This is a genomic window from Pseudomonas sp. PDM21 (genome assembly GCF_014852505.2).
Taxonomy (GTDB): domain Bacteria; phylum Pseudomonadota; class Gammaproteobacteria; order Pseudomonadales; family Pseudomonadaceae; genus Pseudomonas.
In genome coordinates, this window is the sequence record NZ_CM181223.1 from 4,525,404 (window position 1) to 4,545,717 (window position 20,314).

At 66.1% G+C, this 20,314-nt stretch carries 17 protein-coding genes; 11 read left to right on the top strand and 6 right to left on the bottom strand.

The window, feature by feature from the left end:
• Nucleotides 1–68 precede the first annotated feature (68 nt).
• Complete coding sequence (gene rlmKL, locus IB275_RS20695; RefSeq protein WP_192290811.1) at nt 69–2,252, bottom strand: bifunctional 23S rRNA (guanine(2069)-N(7))-methyltransferase RlmK/23S rRNA (guanine(2445)-N(2))-methyltransferase RlmL; 2,184 nt, start codon at nt 2,250–2,252, stop codon at nt 69–71.
• A gap of 480 nt (nt 2,253–2,732) precedes the next feature.
• On the opposite strand from rlmKL, the gene rmf reads away from it, so the two are divergent.
• Nucleotides 2,733–2,951, top strand: a complete 219-nt coding sequence (rmf, locus tag IB275_RS20700) for a ribosome modulation factor (protein WP_081519407.1) — start codon at nt 2,733–2,735, stop codon at nt 2,949–2,951.
• Between the two features lie 103 nt (nt 2,952–3,054).
• On the opposite strand, the gene IB275_RS20705 is transcribed toward rmf, so the two are convergent.
• Together IB275_RS20705 and IB275_RS20710 are read right to left on the bottom strand one after the other, a co-directional pair.
• Complete coding sequence (locus tag IB275_RS20705) at nt 3,055–4,080, bottom strand: quinone-dependent dihydroorotate dehydrogenase (RefSeq protein ID WP_081519406.1); 1,026 nt, start codon at nt 4,078–4,080, stop codon at nt 3,055–3,057.
• Between the two features lie 53 nt (nt 4,081–4,133).
• On the bottom strand, nt 4,134–4,355 hold the full coding sequence (locus tag IB275_RS20710) for a DUF2835 domain-containing protein (RefSeq protein ID WP_045211782.1): 222 nt from the start codon (nt 4,353–4,355) through the stop codon (nt 4,134–4,136).
• Nucleotides 4,356–4,504: 149 nt separating this feature from the next.
• Between IB275_RS20710 and IB275_RS20715 the strand changes: the two genes are divergently transcribed.
• Nucleotides 4,505–5,386 (top strand): DUF6685 family protein, encoded by an 882-nt coding sequence (locus IB275_RS20715; RefSeq protein WP_192290813.1) that lies wholly within the window; start codon nt 4,505–4,507, stop codon nt 5,384–5,386.
• A gap of 9 nt (nt 5,387–5,395) precedes the next feature.
• Here the strand turns inward: IB275_RS20715 and IB275_RS20720 are convergent, their stop codons facing one another.
• On the bottom strand, nt 5,396–5,809 hold the full coding sequence (locus IB275_RS20720) for a helix-turn-helix domain-containing protein (RefSeq protein ID WP_225607677.1): 414 nt from the start codon (nt 5,807–5,809) through the stop codon (nt 5,396–5,398).
• 121 nt (nt 5,810–5,930) lie between these two features.
• Between IB275_RS20720 and IB275_RS20725 the strand changes: the two genes are divergently transcribed.
• Nucleotides 5,931–6,143 carry a DNA-binding protein gene (locus IB275_RS20725; RefSeq protein ID WP_192290815.1) on the top strand — a complete coding sequence of 71 codons (213 nt, stop codon included), beginning with the start codon at nt 5,931–5,933 and terminating at the stop codon, nt 6,141–6,143.
• Here the strand turns inward: IB275_RS20725 and IB275_RS20730 are convergent.
• Nucleotides 6,134–6,664, bottom strand: coding sequence for a hypothetical protein (locus tag IB275_RS20730; RefSeq protein WP_192224250.1), 531 nt, complete (start codon nt 6,662–6,664; stop codon nt 6,134–6,136). The two genes, IB275_RS20725 and IB275_RS20730, sit on opposite strands and share 10 nt — an antisense overlap.
• A 199-nt stretch (nt 6,665–6,863) precedes the next feature.
• Here IB275_RS20730 and IB275_RS20735 point away from each other — a divergent pair, with 199 nt between their 5' ends.
• Nucleotides 6,864–7,079 (top strand): hypothetical protein, encoded by a 216-nt coding sequence (locus IB275_RS20735; protein ID WP_192290817.1) that lies wholly within the window; start codon nt 6,864–6,866, stop codon nt 7,077–7,079.
• Between the two features lie 287 nt (nt 7,080–7,366).
• On the opposite strand, the gene IB275_RS20740 is transcribed toward IB275_RS20735, so the two are convergent.
• Complete coding sequence (locus tag IB275_RS20740) at nt 7,367–12,229, bottom strand: NAD-glutamate dehydrogenase (RefSeq protein ID WP_192290819.1); 4,863 nt, start codon at nt 12,227–12,229, stop codon at nt 7,367–7,369.
• 305 nt (nt 12,230–12,534) lie between these two features.
• Between IB275_RS20740 and IB275_RS20745 the strand changes: the two genes are divergently transcribed.
• The 7 genes from IB275_RS20745 to IB275_RS20775 all read left to right on the top strand — a co-directional run bounded on the left by IB275_RS20745 (nt 12,535) and on the right by IB275_RS20775 (nt 20,292).
• A complete protein-coding gene (locus IB275_RS20745) occupies nt 12,535–13,407 on the top strand; it encodes a DUF1353 domain-containing protein (protein ID WP_192290821.1) in 873 nt (290 codons plus the stop codon).
• Nucleotides 13,408–13,468: 61 nt separating this feature from the next.
• Nucleotides 13,469–14,428: an AAA family ATPase gene (locus IB275_RS20750; protein ID WP_045211803.1), complete on the top strand. Its 960-nt coding sequence runs from the start codon at nt 13,469–13,471 to the stop codon at nt 14,426–14,428.
• A gap of 1 nt (nt 14,429) precedes the next feature.
• On the top strand, nt 14,430–15,374 hold the full coding sequence (locus IB275_RS20755) for a DUF58 domain-containing protein (protein WP_192290823.1): 945 nt from the start codon (nt 14,430–14,432) through the stop codon (nt 15,372–15,374).
• The gene (locus IB275_RS20760) at nt 15,371–15,868 is read left to right on the top strand and encodes a DUF4381 domain-containing protein (RefSeq protein WP_192290825.1); all 498 of its coding nucleotides are present in this window, start codon (nt 15,371–15,373) and stop codon (nt 15,866–15,868) included. The genes IB275_RS20755 and IB275_RS20760 overlap by 4 nt, the downstream gene beginning before the upstream one ends.
• Complete coding sequence (locus tag IB275_RS20765) at nt 15,861–16,895, top strand: vWA domain-containing protein (RefSeq protein WP_192290826.1); 1,035 nt, start codon at nt 15,861–15,863, stop codon at nt 16,893–16,895. The genes IB275_RS20760 and IB275_RS20765 overlap by 8 nt, the downstream gene beginning before the upstream one ends.
• Nucleotides 16,892–18,652, top strand: coding sequence for a VWA domain-containing protein (locus IB275_RS20770; protein WP_192290828.1), 1,761 nt, complete (start codon nt 16,892–16,894; stop codon nt 18,650–18,652). Before IB275_RS20765 ends, IB275_RS20770 begins: the two co-directional genes overlap by 4 nt.
• Nucleotides 18,649–20,292 (top strand): BatD family protein, encoded by a 1,644-nt coding sequence (locus IB275_RS20775; RefSeq protein ID WP_192290830.1) that lies wholly within the window; start codon nt 18,649–18,651, stop codon nt 20,290–20,292. Before IB275_RS20770 ends, IB275_RS20775 begins: the two co-directional genes overlap by 4 nt.
• Nucleotides 20,293–20,314 lie beyond the last annotated feature (22 nt).

Genomic DNA, 20,314 nt, shown 5'->3' on the forward strand with positions numbered 1-20,314 from the left:
ATAGCAGCCGATGGCCATTTGCCCAGCTTTGGCACGACGCACGGCCCAGACCGCGCGCCGCTCGGGCCTCAACGTACGCTGATACGCCAGGCGCGGTGGATCTTGCTGTTGCGGGCGAAATCCTGGTCCAGCGTCTGGGCGCTGATTTCCTCGACCTGGTAACGCGCTGCCAGCCCTTCATCCAGTTCGAACTTGCGGAAGTTGTTAGAGAAGTACAGCACCCCGCCCTTGGCCAGTCGCGCCATGGCCAGGTCGATCAGCTCAACGTGGTCGCGCTGCACATCGAATACACCTTCCATGCGCTTGGAGTTGGAGAAGGTCGGCGGGTCGATGAACACCAGGTCGTATTCGCCGCGGTCCTCGCGCAGCCACTCCATGACGTCGCTCTGCACCAGGCGTTGCTTATCGGAGAAGCCGTTGAGCGACAGGTTGCGCCGCGCCCAGTCCAGGTAGGTCTTCGACAGGTCGACGCTGGTGGTGCTGCGCGCATCGCCCTTGGCGGCATGTACGGTGGCCGTGGCGGTGTAGCAGAACAGGTTGAGGAAGCGCTTGCCGGCAGACTCGCGCTGGATGCGCAGGCGGATCGGCCGGTGGTCGAGGAACAGGCCGGTGTCGAGGTAGTCGGTCAGGTTGACCAGCAGTTTCACGCCGCCCTCTTCGACTTCCATGAAACGGCCCTCGGCGTTCTGCCGTTCGTACTGCTTCTTGCCGGTCTGGCGCTCGCGACGCTTGATCACGATACGCTCGGTAGCAATGCCCAGCGCCTGCGGCAACGCGGCGAGCGCGTCGAGCAGACGGATCTGGGCCTTCTCCGGGTCGATGGACTTGGGCGCCGCATACTCCTGCACGTGTGCCCAGTCGCGATAGAGATCCACGGCCAGGGCGTACTCGGGCATGTCGGCGTCATACACCCGGTAGCACTCGATCTTCTCCTTGCGCGCCCACTTGCCGAGCGCCTTGACGTTCTTCTGCAGGCGGTTGGCGAACATCTGCCCGCCTTCACTCAGGCGAGCCTGTTCGATCACGGCGGCACCCTGCACCGGAGCGGCATCGCTGCGTTCGCCACGCTCGCCGGTCACGAACTGGCGCGGCTCCACGTCGAGCATGATCAGCTTGCACGGCAGCGCACCGTTGAAGAAGGCGTACTGCTTGTGGCTGCGGATGCCCATACGCTTGCCCAGCTCCGGCGCGCCGGTAAAGATACCGGCGCTCCAGCCCAGGCAGCTCTGGCGCAGGCGCTCACCCAGGTGCTGATAGAGGTACAGCAGGCTGGCTTCGTCACCCAAACGCTCGCCGTAAGGCGGGTTACAGATGATCAGGCCCTTCTGGCCCTTGTCCGGGCGCGGCTCGAAGGTGGCCAGCTCACCCTGGTAGATCTTGACCCACTCGGCCAGGCCAGAGCGTTCGATATTGTTGCGTGCCGGCTGGATCAGGCGCGGGTCGGCTTCATAGCCGCGAATCCACAGCGGCGTCCTGGCCAGGCCGACTTCGGCACGCTGCTGGGCTTCCTCGATCAGTTTCTTCCAGATCGCCGGCACATGGCCCAGCCAGTTGCTAAAGCCCCAGCGCTCGCGCTTGAAGTTCGGCGCGACGTCGGCGGCGATCAATCCGGCCTCGATGAGGAAGGTGCCGACGCCACACATAGGGTCGGACAATGCGCCGCCTTCAGCGGCGATCTTCGGCCAACCCGCACGGATCAGTACGGCAGCGGCAAGGTTTTCCTTCAGCGGCGCGGCGCCCTGCTGCAGGCGGTAACCACGCTGGTGCAGGCTGTGGCCGGACAGGTCCAGCGACAGTACCGCCTGGCCACGATCCAGGTGCAGGTGCACGCGGATGTCCGGGTTGACCTTGTCCACGGTCGGGCGCTTGCCGAACTCGGCGCGCAGGTTGTCGACGATCGCGTCCTTCACCTTCAGTGCGCCGAAGTGGGTGTTGTCGATGCCCGAGCCCTTGCCGCTGAACTCCACCGCCAGGCTGCCGCCGGCATCCAGGTGGTCGCTCCAGGACACGGCATTGACGCCCAGGTAGAGATCTTCAGCGTTGCTCACCGGGAAGCGCGACAGCACCAGCAGCACGCGGTTGGCCAGGCGCGACCAGAGGCACAGACGGTAGGCCGTCTCCAGGTCGCCCTTGCCGCGAATGGCCGAAACCTGGGCGCGCGCCTCGGTCAGCCCGAGCGCCTGGGCTTCCTCCAGCAACAGGCCATCGAGCCCTTTCGGGCAGGTGAGGAAAAGATCGTGCAAATCCGACATGCAAATAGTTCCCGGGCCGCAGCCCTTTCATCAAAGCCGCTAATGGCCTTGTCGGCCACCTTGGGTTCATTCCAGAGAACCCAGGCAACCCCTGTAGTCATTTTCAGGGATGGGCCGGCAACCGGCCTGCGGCCTCGCGTCGCAGAAAGTCATCCCACTCGTCGGAACGAGAGGTGGTCTCAATTGGACACACATTCCTCTTGATCCTTGGCAAGCTCCCGCCCCTGGCGGGTTATGCCGTACTGGCATTTTGCAAACCGGACGGACCTTATGGCCCAAACCCATAAGAGTTACGTCCTTATGACAAATTGGTCATTCACAGCCCCGGAACCTTTCGATAGAACTCGGGGTAATCCTTCACCGCAACGGTGTCGGGCGGGGCGCGTCACGCCGGCAATGCGCCCCATTGGCGGAATATTCCGCCCGGCCTCCCTGGGGGGCCAACGGGACATAACAGTCAACAAGTGAGGGCAACACCCTATGAGAAGACTTAAGCGTGATCCGTTGGAAAGAGCCTTTTTGCGTGGTTATCAGCACGGCATTACTGGAAAATCTCGCGACCTCTGTCCGTTTACCCATCCCACTACCCGGCAATCCTGGCTCAACGGCTGGCGTGAGGGCCGCGGCGACAACTGGGATGGTTTGACCGGCGCCGCCGGTATTCAACGAGTGAACCAATTGCAGCACGCAACAGGCTGAATCCAGGGTCACCCACGACTTCCCCAAGCCGCCCCATCCGGGCGGAAAAGGGCGCAAGCCCAAGGGCTCCGAAAGGAGCCCTACTTATTTCTGCTACCTGTATTTACGCCCGCTTGGCCGCCGCAATGGCGTCCACCGCTTCGCGGATCAGCGCCGGCCCCTTGTAGATGAACCCCGAATAGATCTGAACCAGGCTCGCACCCGCGGCGATCTTCTCGGCCGCATGTGCGCCCTCGGTGATGCCGCCGGCGGCGATGATCGGCAGACGGCCGCCCAGCTCACCAGCCAGCACCTTGACGATATGGGTACTCTTCTCGCGCACCGGAGCGCCCGACAGGCCACCCGCCTCGTTGCCGAACGGCAGGTGCTCGACGCCTTCGCGGCCCAGGGTGGTGTTGGTGGCGATCACCGCGTCCATACCCGACTCGATCAGCGCAGCGGCGACCATCGCGGTCTCCTCATCACTCATGTCCGGCGCGATCTTGATCGCCAGCGGCACCCGGCGGCCGTGCTGCACGGCCAGGTCTTCCTGGCGCAGGCGCAGCGCTTCGAGCAGTTGCTTGAGCGAATCGCCGAACTGCAGGCTGCGCAGGCCGGGGGTATTGGGCGAACTGACGTTGACGGTGACATAGCTGGCGTGGGCGTAGACCTTGTCCAGGCAGATCAGGTAGTCATCGACCGCGCGCTCGACCGGGGTGTCGAAGTTCTTGCCGATATTGATGCCCAGTACGCCCTTGTACTTGGCCGCCTTGACCCGTTCGATCAGGTGATCGACGCCGTGGTTGTTGAAGCCCATGCGATTGATGATCGCGGTAGCTTGCGGCAGGCGGAAGATGCGCGGCTTGGGGTTGCCCGGCTGCGGACGCGGGGTGACGGTGCCGATCTCGACGAAACCGAAGCCCAGCTGGGCGAAGCCGTCGATGGCATCGCCATTCTTGTCCAGGCCGGCGGCCAGCCCCACGGGGTTGGCGAACTCCAGCCCCATGACCTTTACTGGCAGGCTTTTGGGTGCTTGCGTCAACAGGCCGTTGAGGCCCAGACGGCCACCCGCGCCGATCAGGTCGATGGACAATTCATGGGAGGTTTCCGGGGAGAGCTTGAACAGGAGCTCGCGGGCCAGGCTGTACATGGTCGGGCATCGGTCGGCAAAATGGGGCGCTATTATAGCCAGCCAGCCCTCGCTCACGCGAGGCGACGCAGCGCCAGCAGCCGCCCGGAATCGTCGAATTCCAGCTCGAAGCTGCCGTGAACTCCGGAGTGAGTGACGAATGGACGCAGGTGATGCGCCGGCAGATTGACCCGCCGACCATCACGACTGGTCACCTGAACCCGATTGGCATGCCCGCGATAGAGCGCTTGCAGCCGGTCCGCCGACAGGGATATATCCAGCACAACGCAAGCCATGGAGGCCTCCAGCAAGTGAAGGAAAGAATTTTGCCACAACGCATGCGCCCAACAGCGCCAGGGTTTTCTATGCTTAGGGCAATCCGCCGCGCATCGGGCCCGGCGCTTCCTGCACTGACCAGCCGGCCATCGGGAGTCTTGCGTCGTCCATGAGTCAACCACCTCGCCCCCGCAGCGTGACCAGCCGGCTGGCCGCCCTCGCCCAGCGCCTGGGCATCGGCAGCGCCGATGGGCGCAACGTCGCCGAACGCAGTCGGAGCCTGTCCCTGCCCTTCGAACAGCTGCCGGACTGGCCTGCCGGCCTGGGCTGGCATTCCGGCGCGCCGCTCTACCGGCTGATCGACCTGCCGCGTGGCGCGCTGTCCGGGCCGGTGCAGGAAGACAAGGCGCGCATCCATAGCGTTCTCAAGCGCCTGGTGGCCTGCCACCGCGAAGAGCATCCCGCCGTCGATATTCGAAGCATCGATGGTCTCTGCTGCCGCAGCCTGCTCGACAGCCCGCTGGCGGGGTTGGAGGAGCTGTCCAATTGCGAGTTGTGCCGTAAGGTGCGGATCATCAGCTATAACGACTTCACCAAGGTGCTGGGCGTGGCCCTGCCCGGCTTCGAGCGCAAGGCACCTCTGCAATTGCGCAGCGCAGGCTGGCACGGCGCGCGGTTGTTCTGGGACGACGACAATCACCCCTGCGAACTGGCCAATGCGGTGGTCTACGCCCGCCGCCGTGGGCTGGAGATCATCCTGCCCGCGAGCATCCAGCGCTTCGAACTGCAAGTCACGGTACTGGATGAGCTGGAGCGCGACTTCCACATGCTGGCCATGCCGGCCAAGGCCTGGAGCGACGCGTCGTTCATGGAGTTGTTGCTGGAGACCGGCATGCCCTATGCCCGTTTCGGCCTGTTCAACTCGGAAACCCCGGAGAGCCTGCTGCTGCCTCGGGACCATCCGCAGTCCGATGCCTTCGGCCAGGGACTGCGGGAGGCCGGCGCGCCGGATGTGATCGCCTACCTGCGCCGCGCTGGCAAGGCGGGCTGACCCGCAGCGTCACTCCCCGAGCGCATCCTCACCGAGCTGGCGCTCTTCCTCGTCCAGGCTTTCCAGCACCTCATGATGCCGGGCTCGCCACTCTTCCAGGCTGAGCCCCAGGGTCGCCAGCAATTGCGGATTGCTCTTCACCAGGTAGACCGCCGCGCGCTGGGCGGAGTCCTCCACCTTCCAGTCCACCTCGTCCGAATCGATCGGTCCTTCATAGGTGATCCAGCGGGCGAAGTCCGGGTACACGCTGCAGACCTTCTGGAAATCCAGGTCACGCATGCGCTGGTTGCCGTACTCGATGTTCTCCACATCCTTGGCCTTCATGCCGACCGTCTCGGCGAAGGCGCGGCGCGACAGCCCGGTCAACGAGCGAAGCGCCCGTAGTCTTTCTCCCGCAGTAAACAGGAAACGTTTCTTCATCATGCGTCATCCATCTCCGAGACTGCCAAGGCCCGGAAAAACACCCTAACAATTAGGATAAATTCGCGATCCAGGCCGTAGCGGAGGCCGTGGATCAAAGCGACGGGATGGTGCGGGACACAGCATGAACGATGAAAGCGGATTCAGCCCTGACCTGCTCGCAGGTGGCTATTACGTGACGCCTCAGCGCTTTGCGCAGCTGGTCGGTCTCAAAGATCGTCCCGCCATTGTGCAAGGCTGGATCGATGAGGGGGCGATACCGACACGCCGCCTGGGCGGCCAGGTTCTCGTCGACCTGGGCGCCCTGCTGCTGATGACCCAGCCGGATCAGGCCTGATCCGATTCCTGGGCGGCCTGCAGCGCCGGTACGGCGGGAATGCCGATGTCCACGCAGAGTGCCAGGACGCGCTCCAGGTCATTGCGGTAGACCAGCACGCACTGCAGTTCGGTATCCAGCGGCTCGCTGAAGTCCACGAGCACGTAGCCGCCTTTTTCCGGGTAAAGCGCGCCGAGCTGGGTCTGGATGCGGTTCAGCGCCGCCAGCGGCTCGGTCTTGCGCAGTTGCTTGGCCTGCAGCACAAAGCTCACGCTCGGGTCGAAGGAAGCGCGGATCTCGCCGAACAGCTCTTCAAAGCTGTCGCCCATGAACAGCACGATTTCCGGCAGGCTGCCCACCACCACCCACTCACCCAGCGGGATGGGGAAGTCCTCGTCGTAGTTGATGTCCGGATTGGCGGCGAGGAAAGCCGCCGGATCGGCGTAGGCCTGCGAAGCTTCGTCGGCGATCTGCTGGATCTCCTCTTCGCCCAGGCAGCCGGAGCTGATCAGCGTAAGAAGTTCGGCAAGTTGCGCTTTCATGGGGAGGTCCTGCAGAGAGATGAACAGCCGGAAAGGATATCCGTATTCGCTGTAAAACGCCGCAGCCGGGAACTTTCTGTCAGAAAAAGGCGTCCGAAGTCGCCAGAAACGATACCCACTATTGAACGGGATGATTTCTGCTCGCTTCGAGCGGTTGATAGCCTGACAACCATCCCGAACCAGCCTGCGTGTGAAAACCATGAACCGTGCCCTCGCCCTTCTCTTCATGACCCTGCCTTTGTGGCTGGTGGGCTGCGCCAGCCAGCCGGCGCCGCAGCAAGAGCCCTACAGCGATGAGCAAGTGAAGTCCTTCGCGCTGAAGATGCTGGGTGCCAGCAATATGTCCGACGAGCTGTACGCCAAGTACCGCCGGGCACTGACCGAGCCGCACGAGGATGGGCGCAGCGGGAGCTGATCCCGTCCCTCTGATAGCGGCCGCCCTAGTTTCCGCGATATCCGTCGCGACGAAGTTCAATCCCCCCCAGCCCAACGCCCCCTTGCAGGAGCGGGCCATGCCCGCGATCGCCCCCGTAGGGCACTCCTATAGGTCAGCGCCGTCGTTGCCGCCCATCCATGCGCTGCGGATCACGGAAAGAAACATGACGCGCGCTCGCGTCAGCCCCCGTCGACAAAACCCGAGCCGAAAAAAAGCCCCGCACGAGGCGGGGCTGGAGCATGAAAAGGCTTTAAAGGCGATGAGCGTCAGACCGGGCAGGAGCCCTGCTGGTTACTCTGCGCCAGGTCGAGCAGCTCGCGGTTGGCCACGGCGTACATGGCGTAGTCGGTGCTGGTGGAAGCCCGCAGCTCGACGAGCATGGCGCGCCAGCGGGCCACCATCGGGGCGTGCTGGTCCAGCCAGAGCGCCACGCGCGCATCGATCTCCGCCGGGCCGTCCTGCATCTGCAGCACGGAGACGGTGATCGCCCGCTGCTGCCAGTCCAGGTCGTCGCGGAAGGCTTCGCGGGCCAGCGCCTGCCAGTTGTTCTCCACCGGCAGGGAGCTGATCTGCTGCAGGTACCAGGTCAGTTCCAGCTCGCTGCCCAGAGCGAAGTAGGCGCGGGCCACGTCGGCCGGGTCACGGCCGGTGACGTCCGCTGCTTCGATGATCGGCAGCAGGGTGTAGAGGTGGCTGGTACCGGCGACCATGCGCGCCAGCAACTCAGGCACGCCAGCGTCGACGTAAGCCTGGTAGCGTGCCTGCCACAGCTCGCGGGTCGGGCCCTCGAGCAGTTCGTTGAGTTTCAGGCCCAGGGCGGCGATACGCGGACCGAAGTGCGCGACGTCACGGGCGGCATCCTGCTCGTTGCGACGGCTGCGCAGGAACCAGCGAGTAGCACGACGCCCCAGGCGCATCAGTTCGTCCATCAGGGTCAGCTGCACTTCCGCCGGCACCTGATAGTCCAGCGCCTCGATCTGGCGGAACCAGTGCGGCAGATGGAAGACATCACGCACGATCACGTAGGCACCCGCCACGTTCGCCGGCGTCATGCCGGTGGACTCCTTCAAGCGCTGCACGAAGGTGATGCCCATGTGATTGATCAGGTCGTTGGCGATCTGCGTGCTGACGATCTCGCGCTTCAGGCGGTGCTTGCGCATGGCCGGGCCGAAGGTGTCGACCAGGGTCTGCGGGAAGGCCGTCTCCATGTCGCGGGTGAGGTAGTCGTCGTCCGGCACCAGCGAGCCCAGCAGCTGTTCCTTCAGATCGATCTTGCTGTAGGAGATCAACACAGCCAGTTCCGCGCGGGTCAGGCCCTGCCCGGCCGCGATGCGCTCGGCGAGGCCCTCGTCGGTGGGCAGGAATTCCAGCGCGCGGTCCAGCTTGCCGCGGCCTTCCAGATCGCTCATCAGGCGCTTGTACTCGGCGATGCGCTCGCGGGCGCGACGCTCCGCCAGGGACAGCGCCTGGGTCTGCTTGTAGTTGTTGCCCAGTACCAGGTCGGAGACCTGGTCGGTCATTTCCGCCAGCAGCTTGTTGCGCTGCTTGCTGGTCATGTCGCCGGCGGTCACCACCTCGTTGAGCAGGATCTTGATGTTCACCTCGTGGTCGGAGCAGTCCACACCACCGGCGTTATCGATGAAGTCGGTGTTGCAGGCGCCGCCATTGAGGCCGAACTCGACCCGCGCCAGCTGTGTCATGCCGAGGTTGCCGCCCTCGCCCACCACTTTCACCCGCAGGTCGCGGCCGTCCACGCGCAGGCCGTCGTTGGCCTTGTCGCCGACATCGGCATGGGTTTCATCGCTGGACTTCACGTAGGTGCCGATGCCGCCGTTCCACAGCAGGTCCACCGGCGCCTTGAGCAGCGCGTGGATCAGCTCGGTCGGGGTCAGGCGCTCGGCATCGATGTCGAAGCGTGCGCGCACTTCCGGGGTCAGGGTGATGCTCTTGGCGCTGCGTAGGAAGATGCCGCCACCAGCGGAGATCAGCGAGGCGTCGTAGTCGGCCCAGCTGGAGCGTGGCAGGTTGAACAGGCGCTGGCGCTCCGCAAAGCTCGCCGCCGCATCCGGGTTCGGGTCGAGGAAGATGTGCATGTGGTTGAACGCGGCAACCATCTGCAGCTTGTCCGACATGAGAAGGCCGTTGCCGAACACGTCGCCGGCCATGTCGCCAATACCAATGACAGTCACGTTGTCCTTCTGCACATCGATGCCGCGTTCGCGGAAGTGACGCTGCACCGAGACCCAGCCGCCACGGGCGGTGATGCCCATGCCCTTGTGGTCGTAGCCGGCGGACCCGCCGGAGGCGAAGGCGTCGCCGAGCCAGAAGTTGTAGTCGGCGGAGATGCCGTTGGCGATGTCGGAGAAGGTCGCGGTGCCCTTGTCCGCCGCCACCACCAGGTAGGGATCGTCCGGGTCGTGGCGCACCACGTTGGCCGGCGGCACGATCTGGCCTTCCTTGATGTTGTCGGTGATGTCGAGCAGCCCGGAGATGAAGATGCGGTAGCAGGCGATGGCCTCGGCCTGGATTTCATCGCGGCTGCCGCCGACCGGCAGGCGCCGCGGGATGAAGCCGCCCTTGGCGCCGGTGGGCACGATCACCGCGTTCTTCACCTGCTGCGCCTTCACCAGGCCCAGCACTTCGGTGCGGAAGTCTTCCTCGCGGTCAGACCAACGCAGGCCGCCACGGGCCACGTCGCCGAAGCGCAGGTGTACGCCTTCCACGCGCGGGCAGTAGACGAAGATTTCGAACTTCGGCGTCGGCCGTGGGATTTCCGGGATGGCCTTGGGGTTGAACTTGAAGCTGAAGTAGCTCTTGTTCTGCCCGGCGGCGTCCGGCTGGTAGAAGTTGGTGCGCAGGGTCGCCTTGATCAGGTCGAGGTAGCGCCGCAGGATGCGGTCCTCGTTGAGGACCTGCACATCGTCCAGGGCGGTGAGGATGGCCTGCTCCAGCTTCTGTTGCTTGTCTTCCAGGTCCTCGGCGGTGAGCTTGCGGGCGAGGTAGAAGCGGGTCTTGAACAGGCGCACCAGTTCACGGGCGATGTCCACGTGGGCGTTCAGCGCGCTGGCGATGTAACCCAGGTCGAAGCCCAGGCGAATCTGCTTGAGGTAGCGGGCGTAGGCGCGCAGCAGCGCCACGTCGCGCCAGGGCAGGCCGGCGGTCAGCACCAGGCGGTTGAAGGCATCGTTCTCGGCATCGCCGTTGACGATGTGGACGAAGGCGTCCTGCAGGGTCTCGTTGAGTTCCTGGATGTTGACGTCCAGGCCTTCGGCGTAGGTGAAGGCGAAGTCATGGATCCAGTATTCGCGGCCGTTGGTGTGGCGCAGGCGGTAGGGGAACTCGCCGAGCACGCGCAGGCCGAGGTTCTCCAGGATCGGCAGGACGTCGGACAGCGCCAGCGGCGTATCGGCGTGGTACAGCTTGCAGTGCAGCTGCTGCTCTCCCTGTGCCAGCGGCTGGTAGAAGCTCATCACCAGCGGGCGGCTTTCGGACAGGCTGGACAGGTGCTGCAGGTCCACCACCGCGAAGTGCGGGGCGAAGCGCTCGCGGTAGCCGGCCGGGAAGCCTTTCGGGAAATCTTCCAGCAGGTTGTTGCCCTGCCCTTCGCCGAAGTTCTCCAGCACCAGCGCGGCGTAGTCGTCCTGCCAGGAGCGGCAGGCCTGGATGGCTTCCTGCTCCAGCTGGGCGGCGTCGACGTCGATGCGGTTTTTCGGATCGACGCGCAGGATGAACTGCACGCGGGCCAGGGTGGATTCGGAGAAGAAGGTCCAGAACTCGCAGTCGCTGGCCTTCAGGCGCTCCATCAGCACCTGCTGGATCTTCATCCGCGTTTCGGTGGAATAGATGTCGCGCGGCACGTAGGCCAGGCAGTAGGCGAAGCGACCGTACGGGTCCTTGCGCAGGAACAGGCGGATCTTGTTGCGTTCCTGGATCTGCACGATGGACATGGCGGTGTTGTACAGCTCGTCCACCGGGGTCTGGAACAGATCGTCGCGCGGCAGCACCTCGAGGATCTGCGCCAGCTCCTTGCCCAGGTGCGCCTTGCTGTCGAAACCGGAGTTCTTCAGGACGGCGGCGACCTTGCCCCGGATGAACGGGATGTCGAACACGCTCTCGGCGTAGACCGCCGAGGTGTACAGGCCGAGGAAGCGGAACTCGCGGACGACTTTGCCCTTGGCGTCGATTTCGCGGATCGATACGTAATCCGGGTAAGCCGGACGGTGTACGCGGCTGGGCTGCGAAGCCTTGGCGAAGGACAGCAGCACCGGCTCGCGCAGGTAGGCTACCGCGTAATCCTCGATGTGCAGGTCGTCCTTGTTCAGGCCGGCGCGCAGGGTGCGGGTCAGGCCGAGGAAGGCCTTCTCGTCGTACACCAGGTGGCCGCCGTCGGCCTCCTCCTGCACGGTGAATTCTTCATAGCCGAGGAAGGTGAAGTGGTTGTCCAGCAGCCACTCGAGGAAAGCGCGCACCTCAGCGGTTTCTTCCGCGCGGGCCTTTGCCTTGGATTTGCCCAGCCAGGCCAGCAGCTCTTCGGCCTTGGTGCGCATGGCCGGGAAGTCGGCGACGGCCAGGCGGACTTCGCCGAGCACGTCCAGCAGGGCCCTTTCCAGGGTGCGCAGTTCGCCGGCCTGGGAGACGCGGTCGATCTCCAGGTACATCAGCGATTCCTGGTGCACGTCCTTGCCGGTGCTGTTCTTCGGCAGGATTTCCAGCAGCTCGCCCTTGGCGTTGCGGCGCACGCTGAGCACGTTGGTCTGCAGGGTGTGGATGCTGTAGCCGCGGCGGTTCAGTTCCATGCGCACCGAGTCGACCAGGAACGGCTGGTCCGGGTGCAGCACCTGCACGGCAGTATGGGTGGACTGCCAGCCGTGCTTTTCGTAATCGGGGTTGTACACCGCCACTTCGGGCTGGGCGGGATCGAAGCGTTCCAACAGGCGCCAGGAAGACAAGGTGCAGCCGACCAGGTCGGACAACCTGCGCTGGGTCAATTCGTCGAGGGAGATGAAGCCGAAGAACTGCTCGGCGAACAGGGCCACTTGTGGCAGACCCTTGTCGTCGACGTGCTGCGCCAGGGCCGCTTTCAGTTGTTGCTGGAAGTCGGCTTTGCTGGCTGCGGTGAAGAACGCCATGTTGTTACTCCGCTGGGCTCGTTTTGTTGGATTGAGCGTAGAACGCATATCGTCTTGTGTCGGGCCACAGGTATAGACGGGCAGTGTGACCCTCGATTGACAGCCTCGACCGGCCGGTCATCGATCCCTCCGAGCTTATCGGGAGTCACCCGGCGCTGGCTTACGGGGCTGCGACATATTCGGTCAACGGCATGCAGGCTCCTCGTCCACGCGAGGACGACCGATTTCGCTGTACGATCGTTCCGCATCTGCCGCAGGAAATATCAAAGCGCTATCATGGCGACTCCTGCCCTGGAACGGACGCCATGCAACGCCACCCACCCCTGCACCGCCCGCTGCTGCGCCACCTGGACAACCTGCTGGTCACCCTGCTGGGCGTGGCGCTGCTGGTGCTGGCCTGGCTATTCCTCGACGAGGCCGTGCGGCCGCTGCTGATCGGCGCCGTCCCGGTCTATCTTGGCGTACTGCTGCCGCGCATCGTCGGCCGCGACGAGCGCCTGCGCCGTGTCGAAGCTGCGCGCGAACGCTCGGTGCGCGAGTGGGGCTTCTGCAGCCGCGACCGCAACGGCCCATGGATCAACTACATCGATTTCCCGCTGGTCTGCGAAGACCCGGTGTTCGACGGCCGCTTCTTCTATAGCGAGTGGCTGGTGGTGCACGACGGGCGCATCATCATCAACCCCGGCCCCGCCAGTGTGGACCTCACCGCCGGCACCGTCGGCTACGACTTCGGCTGCACCCGCACCTACGCCTGGGACGGCTGTTCGCCGAAAGTGCCGTTCTTCTGGATCGCCACGCTCGGTACGCCGGACTGGTGGGAACACCTGGAAAGCGTGCAGTGCCTGCGCCATGGCCAGCAGAAGGAGCGCGTGATGTTCTGGCCGGTGGCGCACCACGCCAGCCTGGTGCATGACGCGCTGTACCAGTTCCTCAACGTCGCCCCGGTGACCAAGGCCGAGGCGGACGAGCTGTTCCACCGCATGCTGCTGCGCGCCGGCATGCCACGCCTGGTAGCCTGGATCTATCGCTTCGCCGTGGTCCATGGCGGCGCGCGCGACATGCGCCGCCAACGCAACCCCAATACCTCGCTGCGCTGCCTGACCCCACTGCCCGTCCTCGAAGCCCATCGGGAACCACTAGCGCCGCACAAGGCTCGAAGCGCAGCGCTGCAAGAGTGAGGGCCGATGCAGTAAAGTAGGCGGCCCGACAGCCCCACCCTTCGTCCAGGAAATCCACGCGATGGAACATCGTGAGTCGCTCCTTGCACTGCGCCAGTATCTCTCCAGCCAGATCCTCGGCCAGGAAAAGCTCATCGAGCGGCTGCTCATCGCCCTGATCGCCGACGGCCACCTGCTCGTGGAAGGCGCACCGGGGCTGGCCAAGACCAAGGCGATCAAGGACCTGGCCGAAGGCCTGGAGGCCGAATTCCACCGCATCCAGTTCACCCCCGACCTGCTCCCGGCCGACATCACCGGCACCGAGATCTATCGCCCGGAAAACGGCAGCTTCGTGTTCCAGCAGGGGCCGATCTTCCATCACCTGGTGCTGGCCGACGAAATCAACCGCGCGCCGGCCAAGGTGCAGTCCGCCCTGCTCGAAGCCATGGCCGAGCGCCAGGTCAGCGTAGGCCGCAGCACCTATGACCTGCCGCCGCTGTTCCTGGTGATGGCGACGCAGAACCCCATCGAGCAGGAAGGCACCTACCCGCTGCCCGAGGCCCAGCTCGACCGCTTCCTCATGCACGTGAAGATCGGCTACCCGGAAGCCTCCGTGGAACGCCGCATCCTCCAGCAGGCCCGAGGCGAAGCGCTGCACGGCGAGACGAAGCCGGAGCGCCGGGTTACCCAGGAAGCCATCTTCGCCGCCCGCCACGAAATCCTTGGCCTGTACATGGCTGACGCCGTGGAGGAATACCTGGTGCAGCTGATCATGGCCACGCGCACCCCGGCCAAGTACGACGCCGAGCTCGCCGAGTGGCTGTCCTACGGTGCCAGCCCGCGCGGCTCCATCGCCCTGGACCGCTGTGCACGCGCCCATGCCTGGCTGGCCGGACGCGACTTCGTCAGCCCCGAGGACATCCAGGCGATGCTCTTCGACGTGCTGCGCCATCGCCTGATCCTCACCTTCGAGGCGGAAGCCGCCGGGATCGACCAGGACCGTGTGGTCCAGCGCATCCTCGACGTAGTCGCCGTCGCCTGACATGCACAACGTCCTGGCGCCCGGCGTGGCCGTCTCGCTCGGCGAGCTGATCGAGATCCGTCACCGCCTGCGCGAAGTCCAGCTGTTCTCGACGCCCTCGCGGCGCAGCCCGTTGATCGGCCTGCACCACTCGCGCCTGCGCGGCCGCGGCGTGGATTTCGACCAGGTGCGCGTCTACCAGGCCGGCGACGACGTGCGCACCATCGACTGGCGCGTCACGGCACGCACCCAAGAGCCGCACACCAAGCTGTTCCATGAGGAGCGCGAGCGTCCGGTGTTCGTGCTGGTCGAGCAGAGCGCCCGGCTGTTCTTCGGCTCCGGCCTGTGCTTCAAGTCCGTGCTCGCCGCACGCGCCGCCGCCTTCGTCGGCTGGGCCGCGCTGGCGCACAACGACCGCATCGGCGGGCTGGTCTTCACCGACAGCGAATGCCATGAGATCAAACCCCGGCGCAGCAAGCAGAGCCTGCTGCAGCTGTTCAACCTGATTGCACGCGCCAACAACGCCCTACTCGCCGGTTCCAACCTCAGCCACAGCGGCGACGGCTTCGGTATGGCCCTGCGCCGCGCCCGCGAGGTGCTGCGCCCCGGCAGCCTGATCATGGTGATGTGCGACGAGCGCGCGCTCAGTGACGTCGCAGAGCAACAGCTGTCCCTGCTGGCGCGCCACACCGACCTGGTGATGCTGCCGGTCTCCGACCCGCTCGACCACGCCCTGCCCGCCGCCGGCCTGTTGAGGTTCGCCGAGGGTCAGGCGCAACTGGAGCTGGACACCCACATCGACGAGCAACGCCTGGCCTACCGCGCCCTCGGCGAAGCGCGCCGCGAACGCTGGCAGCGCCTCGCCCTGCGCCTTGGCGTGCCGCTGCTGCCGCTGACCACCCAGGAAGAACTGGTGGAACAGCTGCGCAACCTGCTGGAACAGCACCAGCCGGGCTACGCGAAATGAATCCCCTCGACCAACTGCAACCGCTGATCGAACCCGCCGCGGTGCCCTGGTGGCCGCCGGCGCCGGGCTGGTGGCTGCTCGCCGCGCTGGTGCCGCTGCTGCTCTGGGGGCTCTGGCGCAACCGCCAGCGCTGGCTGCCCAGGCGCAAGGCCAAGGTCGTCACCGAGGTGCCGCTGGACCCGCTGCGCGAAGCCGCGCTGGAGGAACTCAAGCGCCTGCCACGACCTTACGACCGAGCGCCGGCCGGCCCGTGGCTGCAATCGCTGAACGGCCTGCTCAAGCGCCTGTCGCGCGCCCGCTGGCCCGACAGCCACAGCCATACCCTGAGCGGCCGCGCCTGGCTGGCCTTCCTCGATACCCGCTGCCCGGCCGCCGGCCTGACCCGCTGGATGATCCTGGTGGAAGGCGGTTACCGCGCCGAGTGCAAACTGGACGACAAGGCCATCGACGGCCTCGCTGCTTCGGTGGAAACCTGGGTGCGCAAGCATGTTTGAGTTCGCCTGGCCCTGGATATTCCTGCTCGCACCGCTGCCCTGGGTGCTGCGCTTCATCCTGCCGCCGGCCGACAACGGCGAGGCGGCGATCAAGGTCAGCTTCCTCAAGGAACTCGAGGGCCTCGCCGGCCGCCGTGCCCGCGCACGCCTGCCGGCGTGGCGCCAGCAGGCGCCCTTCGCCCTGCTCTGGCTCTGCCTGCTGCTGGCCGCCGCACGTCCGCAGTGGGTCGGCGAGCCGCTGCCGATCCCGGCCACCGGCCGCGACCTGCTGGTGGCGGTCGACGTCTCCGGCTCCATGGACTACGCCGACATGACCTGGGACGGCGCGCAAGTCAGCCGCCTGGACCTGGTGAAGAAGCTCTTCGGCGACTTCATCGAAGGCCGCCGGGGCGACCGCGTCGGGCTGATCCTGTTCGGCACCCGCGCCTACCTGCAGGCGCCGCTGACCTTCGACCGTCACACCGTGCGCATCTGGCTGGACGAGGCGCTGATTGGCATCGCCGGCAAGGACACCGCCCTGGGCGACGCCATCGGCCTGGCGGTCAAGCGCCTGCGCCAGCGCCCGGCCGAGAGCCGAGTACTGGTGCTGATTACCGACGGGGCCAACACCGCCGGCGAGATATCCCCGCAGACCGCCGCCAAGCTCGCCGCCGAAGAACAGGTGAAGGTCTACACCATCGGCATCGGCGCCGACCCCAAGCAGGGCGGCGTCGCCGGGCTGTTCGGCCTCAATCCGGGGCTGGACCTGGACGAACCAACACTCAAGGCCATCGCCGAAAGCACTGGCGGCGAATACTTCCGTGCGCGCAACGGTGAAGAGCTGCAACGCATCTCCGACAGCCTCGACCAACTCGAACCGGTGGAGCAGAAGCCGACCCAGGCACGCCCGGCCATCGCGCTGTACCGTTGGCCGCTGCTGCTGGCCCTGCTGATCAGCGCGGCGCTGGTCGCCGGAACGTTGTGGCCGCCCGAGGACTGGCGCTGGCCCGCCTGGGTGACGCGCCTGCAGAAGGAGCGCCGGTCATGAGCCACGTCTGGCCGCACCTGCTGCATCCGCTCTGGCTGATCCTGCTGCTGCCGCTCGGCTGGCTGCTGTGGAAACTCTGGCACCGCGAACGCCGCGCCGGCCGCTGGCAATTACTGCTGCCCCCAGCCTTCCATCCGTGGCTGCTGTCCGGCGGCAGCGGCCGCCATGAGCGCCGCCCGTGGATCTACCTCGGCATCGCCTGGCTGCTGGCCGTGCTCGCCCTGCTCGGGCCGAGCTGGGAGCAGGTGGAACAACCGACCATGGAACGCAGCGACCCGCTGGTTGTTGTGCTGGAACTCACTCCGCAGATGCTCGCCACCGACCTCAAGCCGACGCGCCTGGAGCAGGCCCGGCACAAGCTGCTCGACCTGCTGCACAGCCGCAGCGACGCGCAGACCGCCATCGTCGTCTATGCCGGCAGCGCCCACACGCTGGTGCCGCTGTCCAATGACCTGGGCACCGCTCGCAACCTGCTGGACGCCCTGAAGCCCTCGATCATGCCCGAGCCGGGCGAGCGCGCAGACCTTGCCGTGGCCCAGGCGCGCCGCCTGCTGGACAACGGCGCCGAGGGCAACGGTCGCATCCTGCTGATCACCAGTGCGCTGGATGCCCGCGAACGCCAGGGCATCCGCCAGGCCCTCAAAGGCAAGGGCAAGGACCTGCTGCTGCTCGCCGTGGGTACTCCCGGCGGCGCGCCCATCGCCCAGGAAGACGGCACTTTCCTCAAGGACGACCAGGGCAACATTCTCGTGCCGCGCCTGGACGAAAGCTCGTTACGCGCCTTCGCCACCGACATGGGCGGACGCTTCCAGCGCCTGCGCGCCAGCAGCAGCGACCTGCGCTCCCTCGGCCTGCTGGACAGCACACAGGGGCTGCAAGTGAGCGAAGAGGATGCCCTGCTGCGCCTGCAACGTTGGGCCGATCAGGGCTACTGGCTGCTGTTGCCGTTACTGCTGCTCGCCGCCTGCGCCGGCCGTCGCGGCTGGCTGTTCAGCCTGCCGCTGTTGCTGCCACTGCTGTGGGCGCCGCCGCAGGATGCCAACGCCTTCGAGTTCAACGATCTCTGGCTGCGTCCGGACCAGCAGGGCCAGCGCCTGCTCGACGCCGGGCACCCCGCCGAAGCCGCCGAGCGCTTCGACGACTTCCGCTGGAAAGGTATGGCGCTGTACCGCGCCGGCGACTACGTCGACGCCGCCCAGGCCTTCGCCCAGGGCGATGAGGCCGCAGATCACTACAACCGCGGCAATGCCCTGGCGAAACAGAACGAGCTGGAAGCGGCCATCGACGCCTATGACCAGGCGCTGGAACGCGACCCCGAACTGGAAGCCGCCAAGCGCAACAAGGCGCTGCTCGAGGACCTGCTGCGCCAGCGCAAGGACAACCCCGCGGGCGATGGCACCGACCAGCCGCCGCAGCAGAACCAGGATCCCGCCCAGAGCAGCGATCCCCAGGCCGCCAAGCCGCAGGACCAACAGCAAGAGGAAGAACACTCCAGCGAACGCGACTCCCAGCCGGCACCGGCGGCGAAGAACCCTTCGCAGGAAGCCGACCGCCCCTCCGCCAGCCAGAGCGACAAACCCGGCGAGAATGCCCGCGAAGAACAGGAAACCAACCCGGAAGATGCCGGTCCACTAGGTGACGAGCGCCGTCAGGCCCTGGAACAGTGGCTGCGGCAGATTCCCGACGATCCGTCCGAGCTGTTGCGCCGCAAGTTCTGGTACCAGCAACAGCAGCAGCGCCAGGAACCCAACCCATGATAAGGCTGATCTGCCTGACCCTGCTCTGCCTCGCCGCCTTCCGCGCCGAGGCCAGCCTCACCGCCAGCGTCGACCGCGCGCGCCTGAACCAGGGCGAGAGCGTCGAACTGACACTGGAATCCGACGACCCCACGCTGTTCGGCAAGCCGGACCTGAAGCCGCTGGACGAGCAGTTCGTGGTGCTCGGCACCCGCCAGGTCAACCGCCTGACAACCCTCAACGGCAAGTCCCAGGCCACCACGCGCTGGATCATCACCCTGCAGCCGCGCGACGAAGGCAAGGTGGAAATCCCACCGGTCCACCTGGGCGGCAATGCCAGCGAACCGATCAGTCTCGAGGTGCTCAAGGCCGAGGACAACGCCGAGGGCCAGAAACTCGCCCCGGTGTTCATCGACGCCAGCGTCGACCGCGAGGAAAGCTGGGTGCAGGCCCAGGTGATCCTCACCCTGCGCATCTACCACTCCGTGTCGCTATACGACGACAGCAGCCTCAGCCCGCTGCGCATGAACGACGCCCGCGTCGAACAACTGGGCGAGCCGCGCACCTACGAGAAGGACATCAACGGCGTTCGCCACGGCGTGATCGAAGTGCGCTACGCGATCTTCCCGCAGAACAGCGGCACCCTGGAAATCCCCGGCCAGACCTTCAACGCCACCCAGGTCGCGCAACGCCGCAACGAGGACAACAACCCGTTCGCCCCGCCAACGGGCAAACAGATTCGGGTGGTCTCGCCGAGCATCCCGCTGCAGGTCGACCCCAAACCGGCGGACTATCCCAAGGACGCGCCATGGCTGCCTGCCCGCTCACTCAGCCTGACCGAGACCTGGAGCCCGCAACCCGAGGAAGCCAAGGCCGGTGAGTCGCTGACCCGCAACATCATGCTGCGCGTGGAAGGCCTCTCCAGCGCCCAGCTGCCGCCGTTGCCCATCAGCCTGCCCGAGGGCCTGCGCCATTATCCGGACCAGCCGCAGCTGGCCAACGAGGCCAGCGACCAGGGCATGATCGGCAGTCGCGAAGAGCGTGAAGCACTGATCGCCGACAAGGCCGGCCCGGTGGAGCTGCCGCCGGTGGAAATCGTCTGGTGGAACACCCAGGAGCGCCGCGTCGAGCGCACCAGCCTGCCGGCGCGCACACTGCAGGTCGCCGCCAACGCACAGCTCGAAGAACACGCCGAGCCCCCCGCCGCGCCCAGCGAAACGCCGGTCAGCGACACGCTGCTGTGGCCCTGGCAGCTCGCCTGCGCGCTGCTTAGCCTGACCACCCTGCTCGGCTTCGGCCTGTGGTGGCGCGCCCGTAGCCAGCCGGCGGTGATCCGTGTGGCGCAGGCCGGTCCCAGCACCCGCACGCTGCTCGACGAACTGCGCCGCGCCTGCCAGGCCAACGACTCCCACGCCACCCGCCAGGCGCTGGACGCCTGGGCCCGCCAGCAGCCGGAAACCCTGGCCGACATGGCAGCGCGCTTCGTGCCGCTGTCCGATGCGCTGGACGGCCTCAACGGCGCGCTTTACAGCGACAGCGAAGGCGGTCGCAACTGGCAGGGCGAAGACCTCTGGCGCGCCATCCGCACCCTCCCCGGCGCCGATCCGGACGCGCCGCCAGCGCCGGAAGCCAGCAGCCTGCCGCCGCTCTATCCACGCTGACAGCTATGCTGGAGGCATCCCC